Origin of the sequence: Streptomyces torulosus, assembly GCF_001419765.1 — a bacterium.
GTDB classification, from domain to species: Bacteria; Actinomycetota; Actinomycetes; order Streptomycetales; family Streptomycetaceae; genus Streptomyces; species Streptomyces torulosus.
Genome location: NZ_LIRK01000892.1, coordinates 1 through 6,501 on the forward strand (window position 1 = coordinate 1; position 6,501 = coordinate 6,501).

The following is a 6,501-nucleotide window of genomic DNA, read 5'->3' on the forward strand; positions in this document are numbered from 1 at the left end:
CCGACGCACTGTCGGAGGCCGACCGGGGCGGCCTGCTCCGCGGCGCCGCCGAGGCCGGCGCCCGGGTCCGCACCGCCATCCGCCTCGGCACCGAGGCCGGCATCGCCGACCTCAAACCCGACGGCCGCCCCCGCGCCCTCATGATCGCGGGCCCCGGCATGGCCCCCGCCGGCGTCGCCGACCTGCTCGGCGCCCTCGCCGGCTCCAGCTGCCCGATCACCCGCATCCACCCCACCGGCGTGGCCCCCGCCGGAGGCGCCCTCCGCTGGGACCTCCCCGGCTGGGCCGGCTCGGTCGACCTCCTCCTGATCGCCACCGCCGACGGCACCGAACCCGGCCTGTCGCTCCTGGTCGACCAGGCCTACCGCCGCGGCTGCACCGTCGTGGCCGTCGCCCCGCCCCGCACCCCCGTCGCCGACGCGATGGCGGGCGCCCACGGCCTGTTCGTACCGATGGCGACCGCCCCGTACGAGCTGGAGGTGCCCCTCGGCGCCGCCGCCCCCGGCATCCTGTGGGCCCTGCTCACCCCGATGCTGGCGCTCCTCGACCGCATGGGCCTCGTCGCCGCCGACCCGGACGCCCTGGCGAAGGTCGCCGACCGCCTCGACCAGGTCGCCGAGCGCTGCGGCCCCGCCATCGCCACGTACAGCAACCCCGCCAAGACGCTCGCCGCCGAGTTCGCCGACGCGCTCCCGCTGATCTGGACCGAGGGCCAGGCCGCGGGCCCCGTGGGCCGCCGCTTCGCCTCCGCGCTCGCCGAGCTCGCGGGCCGCCCCGCCCTCGCCGCACAGCTCCCCGAGGCCCTCGCCTCGCACGCGGTGGTGCTGTCCGGCCCACTGGCCGCGAGCGCCGACCCCGAGGCCTTCTTCCGCGACCGCGTCGAGGAGCCACCTGCCCTCCACGCGCGCGTGCTTCTCCTGCGCGACCGGCCCACCGACGGACTGAGCGCCGCCTCGGCCGCCCGCGAGCTGGCCCTCGGCCACGAGACCGCGATCAGCGAGCTGGAACCCGAGGAGGGCAGCGACCTGGAGACCCTCGCGGAGATGATCGCCATCACGGATTTCGCCGCCGTTTACCTGTCGCTCGCCTCGGGAGCCTGATCTTTACCTGGCCCCGGCAGACCCCCGAACGGCGTACGGAGAAGAACACACACCATGGACCGCCTCGACAACACCATCCGCCCCTACGCCTGGGGCTCGACCACCGCCATCCCGCACCTCCTCGGCGTGGCCCCCACCGGCGAACCGCAGGCGGAGATGTGGATGGGCGCCCACCCCGGCGCCCCCTCGCGCACCGTGCGCGGCCCCCTCACCGAGGTGATCGACGAGGCACCCGAACGCGAGCTGGGCCCCCGCACCGTCGCCAAGTTCGGCCCCCGCCTGCCGTTCCTGCTGAAGATCCTCGCCGCCGGCGCCCCCCTCTCCCTCCAGGTCCACCCCGACCTCGAGCAGGCCAGGGAGGGCTACGAGGACGAGGAGAGCCGCGGCATCCCGATCGACGCGGGCCACCGCAACTACAAGGACGCCAACCACAAGCCCGAACTGATCTGCGCCCTCACGGAGTTCGACGGCCTCTGCGGCTTCCGCGAGCCGCTGCGCGCCGCCGACCTGCTCGCCGCCCTCGACGTCGACTCCCTCAAGCCGTACGTCGACCTGCTGCACGCCCACCCCGAGGAGGCCGCGTTGCGCGAGGTGTTGACGGCCGTCCTGAGCGCCGACCCCGATGCGATGGCCGAGACGGTCACCGAGGCCGCGGCCGCCTGCGCACGCCTCGGCGGCGACTACGCCCCGTACGCCGACATCGCCCACCACTACCCGGGCGACCCCGGCGTCATCGCCGCGATGCTGCTCAACCACGTACGCCTGCAGCCCGGCGAGGCCCTCTTCCTCGGCGCCGGCATCCCGCACGCCTACCTCGACGGCCTCGGCGTGGAGATCATGGCCAACTCCGACAACGTCCTGCGCTGCGGCCTCACCCCCAAACACGTCGACGTCCCCGAACTGCTGCGCGTCGTCCGCTTCGAGGCGACCGACCCGGGCGTCCTGCGCCCCGAGGCCGCCCCCGACGGCGAGGAGGTCTACGCGACCCCCATCGACGAGTTCCGCCTCTCCCGCTACGTCCTCCCCGAGGCCACCGCCCCGCACGACCTCACCCTCCCGACCCCGCAGATCCTGCTCTGCACGGCCGGTTCGGTACGGGCGGGCGAACACACCCTCACCCCCGGCCAGTCCGTGTTCGTACCGGCCGACGAGAAGGCCGAGGTGTCCGGACCGGGCACCGTCTTCCGCGCCACGGTGGTCGCATGAACGGCGTGACCCCCTCCTGATCCACGACCCGGCGCACCGACACCGGACCGGGCTGCAACAATGCCCCCTGCAAAAGGCGGGCAAAGCCCGGCCGGTGACGGACGGAAGCGTGGGTACCCATGCCCACGCACAGACACATGCGTAGGCGAAGGGACACCCCGGACAGATGAGCGCGTCAGGCGGCACCAAGGCGATCGTGGCGGCACTCGGCGCCAACCTCGCCATCGCGGCAGCGAAGTTCGTGGCGTTCCTTTTCAGTGGCTCGTCCTCGATGCTCGCCGAGTCCGTGCACTCCCTCGCCGACTCCGGCAACCAGGCCCTGCTCCTCCTCGGCGGCAAGCAGGCCAAGCGCGAGGCCACACCGCAGCACCCCTTCGGATACGGCCGCGAGCGCTACATCTACGCCTTCCTCGTCTCGATCGTCCTCTTCTCCGTCGGCGGCATGTTCGCCCTCTACGAGGGCTACGAGAAGATCAAGGACCCGCACGAGATCGAGGCCTGGTACTGGCCGGTCGGCGTCCTCGTCTTCGCGATCATCGCCGAGTCGTTCTCCTTCCGGACCGCCATCAAGGAGTCCAACACCCTCCGCGGCAAGAAGTCCTGGACGGAGTTCGTCCGCCACGCCAAGGCCCCCGAGCTGCCCGTCGTGCTCCTGGAGGACCTCGGCGCGCTCGTCGGCCTGATCCTCGCCCTCGGCGGCGTCGGCCTCGCCCTGCTCACCGGCGACGGTGTCTGGGACGGCATCGGCACCCTCTGCATCGGCGTCCTGCTCATCCTCATCGCGATCATCCTCGCCGCCGAGACCAAGTCCCTCCTCCTCGGCGAGTCCGCCGGCGCCGAGGAGGTCGAGAAGATCGCCGCGGCCGTCGTCGACGGCGACACCGTCACCCGCGTCATCCACATGCGCACCCTCCACCTCGGCCCCGAGGAGCTCCTCGTCGCCGCCAAGATCGCCGTCCAGCACGACGACACGGCCGCCGAGGTGGCGAACGCCATCAACGCCGCCGAGGCCCGCATCCGCGAGGCCGTCCCGATCGCCCGCGTCATCTACCTGGAGCCCGACATCTACAGCGAGGCCGAGGCCGCCAAGGGCCCCGACGCCGACGCCAGCCCCGGCGGCCCCGTCCCGACCGCCGAGCACTGACCCACGCACCCGCAGGACCGGGCCCGCCGCATCACACGGCGGGCCCTTTCCCGTCACAGGCCACGCGCGGCCGCACCGCCGATACCCCAGGCCAGGGCCCTACGAGCCTCCGCCGCCCCTCGGTGAAGGCCTGATCCATCTCCAGGCGGACTGGGGTCGCACGGGTCGACCGGTGTAGCTTGGGACGGAGCCAGACGTCGCTGCTGATGGCGGTCGGGCGGTCCCACCGAGGACCGACCGAGGGAGAGAGGGCCTCCGACGGACTGCGCTGCGCGCACGCGGGCATGCCTGTGTCCTCTTCGGGCACCCCTGTGTCCGCCGCCGCGCAGACCAGCCCTACCCACCCTCGACCCGACACCGAGGAGCAGCTCCTAATGACGACTGTCGATCAGCGACAGGACTTCAAGGTCGCCGACCTCTCCCTGGCCGAGTTCGGCCGCAAGGAGATCACCCTCGCCGAGCACGAGATGCCCGGCCTGATGGCGATCCGCAAGGAATACGCCGAGGCCCAGCCCCTCGCCGGCGCCCGCGTCACCGGCTCCCTGCACATGACCGTGCAGACCGCCGTCCTCATCGAGACCCTGGTCGCCCTCGGCGCCCAGGTCCGCTGGGCCTCCTGCAACATCTTCTCCACCCAGGACCACGCCGCCGCGGCCATCGCCGTCGGCCCGAACGGCACCGTGGACAACCCGCAGGGCGTCCCGGTCTTCGCCTGGAAGGGCGAGACCCTGGAGGAGTACTGGTGGTGCACCGAGCAGGCGCTGACCTGGCCGGACAGCCCCACCGGCGGCCCCAACATGATCCTCGACGACGGCGGTGACGCCACCCTCCTCGTCCACAAGGGCGTCGAGTACGAGAAGGCCGGCGAGGTCCCCTCCGTCGACACCGCCGAGAACGACGAGCACCGCGTCATCCTGGAACTCCTCCACCGCACCATCACCGAGGGCTCCCAGAAGTGGACCCAGCTCGCCTCGGAGATCCGCGGCGTCACCGAGGAGACCACCACCGGCGTCCACCGCCTGTACGAGATGCAGCGCGACGGCATCCTCCTCTTCCCGGCGATCAACGTGAACGACGCCGTCACCAAGTCGAAGTTCGACAACAAGTACGGCTGCCGCCACTCCCTGATCGACGGCATCAACCGCGCCACCGACGTCCTCATCGGCGGCAAGACCGCCGTCGTCTGCGGCTACGGCGACGTGGGCAAGGGATGCGCGGAGTCCCTGCGCGGACAGGGCGCCCGCGTCATCGTCACCGAGATCGACCCGATCTGCGCGCTCCAGGCCGCCATGGACGGCTACCAGGTCACGACCCTCGACGAGGTCGTCGACAAGGCCGACATCTTCATCACCACGACCGGCAACAAGGACATCATCATGGCCTCCGACATGGCCAAGATGAAGCACCAGGCCATCGTCGGCAACATCGGCCACTTCGACAACGAGATCGACATGGCCGGCCTCGCCAAGGTCCCCGGCATCGTCAAGGACGAGGTCAAGCCGCAGGTCCACACCTGGACCTTCCCCGACGGCAAGGTGATCATCATCCTGTCCGAGGGCCGTCTGCTGAACCTGGGCAACGCCACCGGCCACCCGTCGTTCGTGATGTCCAACTCGTTCGCGGACCAGACCCTGGCCCAGATCGAGCTGTTCACCAAGCCCGACGCGTACCCGACCGGCGTCTACACGCTGCCCAAGCACCTCGACGAGAAGGTCGCCCGCCTTCACCTCGACGCGCTCGGCGTGAAGCTCACGACGCTCCGCCCGGAGCAGGCCGCCTACATCGGCGTAGAGGTCGAGGGCCCGTACAAGTCGGACCACTACCGCTACTGATCAGGTACTGATCACGCACATCCGCTGACGCACTCCCGCGGCAGCTCACAGGCAGGCCCCCGCACCCCCGTGCCGGGGGCCTGCCCGTTCGGCCCGTGGCACGCCCGTCGGCCGGATCAGCCCGTCACGACTCAGGACGCCCATGCCCCGCGGCCGGTATTCGCTTCATGACCCGCACGACCACACCCTCCTCGCCGAAGAACACTTCCACTGCGCGCCGGGCCCCTCCGGCTGGCGCTATGTGTCCCAACTGACCGCTCCTTCCGGCGACCACACCGGCTCCGTCGACCTCGCCCTCGACGAACTCGGCCGCCCCCTCCGCCTCGAACTCCACGCCGCGAGCTGGCAGGTCCGCGGCGCCGCCCTCGACGGCGTCACCTGGGTCCGCACCGACCCCACCGGCACGCACGCCACCGAAGGCAATGTCCGCGCCCACGCCTTCACCGGCACCTCCCCGGCGTTCCTCATCGCCACCGCCCGTCTCCTGCGCCTCACCCCTTCCGAGCCCGCGACCCGCGTACGCCTCGTCGCCTTCACCGACCCGGTCCTCGCCCCGCGCACCGTGGACCAGTCCTGGGCCTTGATCGCAAGAGAAGCACACGCCACTGACAACGACCCCCTGACCGTGGACGAATACCAGGTCACAGCCCTGGACACCGGCGAACAGCACACCGTTCACATCGCGGGCGACGTGGTCCTAGCGGCCCCCGGGGTGGAGCTGGAACACCTGGAATCACCGCCGTCGACGTTCGCCTGACGGGGGTCGGCTGAGAGGTGGAGGGCGGGCGCCCACGGCAACGGCCGTGCCCGACGGGGTAGTCAGGCACCTGGTGGCGACGGCTGGCCCGGTAGGGAGTACCTAGTGCTGTGACCGGAAAGGTTCACCGGCTCGCGACGCCCGGCACGGCACCTCGCGGCGTTGTCGCATGACCCGAGTACATCCAGTACNNTTCCGGTCACAGCACTAGGCGGGTGGAGCGAACCCGGTGCTCGGCCGCTCGGCAGGCGGCGTTTGCGACGCCTCGCCGGGAGCGGAGGCTCCGGGCGCAGCCGGCGAGGCAGGAGGGGGAGCCGCATGAGTGCCGGGGGCGGCGGGGGCGACCGGTGGCGCGGCGGCAGGGCCAGGTGTCGGCACACCGGGAGCAGCCGCCCCGCTCGCGGGCGCGAAGCCCCCGGCAGGCGGCACCGGATACCCGGGCCCTACCGGCGGCCGCGCCGC

The 6,501-nt window shown here is 71.9% G+C and carries 5 protein-coding genes; all 5 read left to right on the plus strand.

The genetic code is table 11. From position 1 onward, the window contains the following. Nucleotides 1-1,100 (plus strand): SIS domain-containing protein (locus AOK23_RS41940; protein WP_063791504.1); only part of this gene is annotated, 1,100 nt, incomplete at its 5' end. Between the two features lie 54 nt (nucleotides 1,101-1,154). Continuing rightward, nucleotides 1,155-2,306: a mannose-6-phosphate isomerase, class I gene (manA, locus tag AOK23_RS41945; protein ID WP_055717642.1), complete on the plus strand. Its 1,152-nt coding sequence runs from the start codon at nucleotides 1,155-1,157 to the stop codon at nucleotides 2,304-2,306. Nucleotides 2,307-2,472: 166 nt separating this feature from the next. Continuing rightward, a complete protein-coding gene (locus AOK23_RS41950) occupies nucleotides 2,473-3,450 on the plus strand; it encodes a cation diffusion facilitator family transporter (protein WP_055717643.1) in 978 nt (325 codons plus the stop codon). A 374-nt stretch (nucleotides 3,451-3,824) separates the two neighbouring features. Beyond that, nucleotides 3,825-5,282 (plus strand): adenosylhomocysteinase, encoded by a 1,458-nt coding sequence (gene ahcY, locus AOK23_RS41955; protein ID WP_055717644.1) that lies wholly within the window; start codon nucleotides 3,825-3,827, stop codon nucleotides 5,280-5,282. A 142-nt stretch (nucleotides 5,283-5,424) separates the two neighbouring features. Continuing rightward, entirely contained in the window at nucleotides 5,425-6,039 is a 615-nt protein-coding gene (locus AOK23_RS41960) for a hypothetical protein (protein ID WP_055717645.1), read from the plus strand. Nucleotides 6,040-6,501 lie beyond the last annotated feature (462 nt).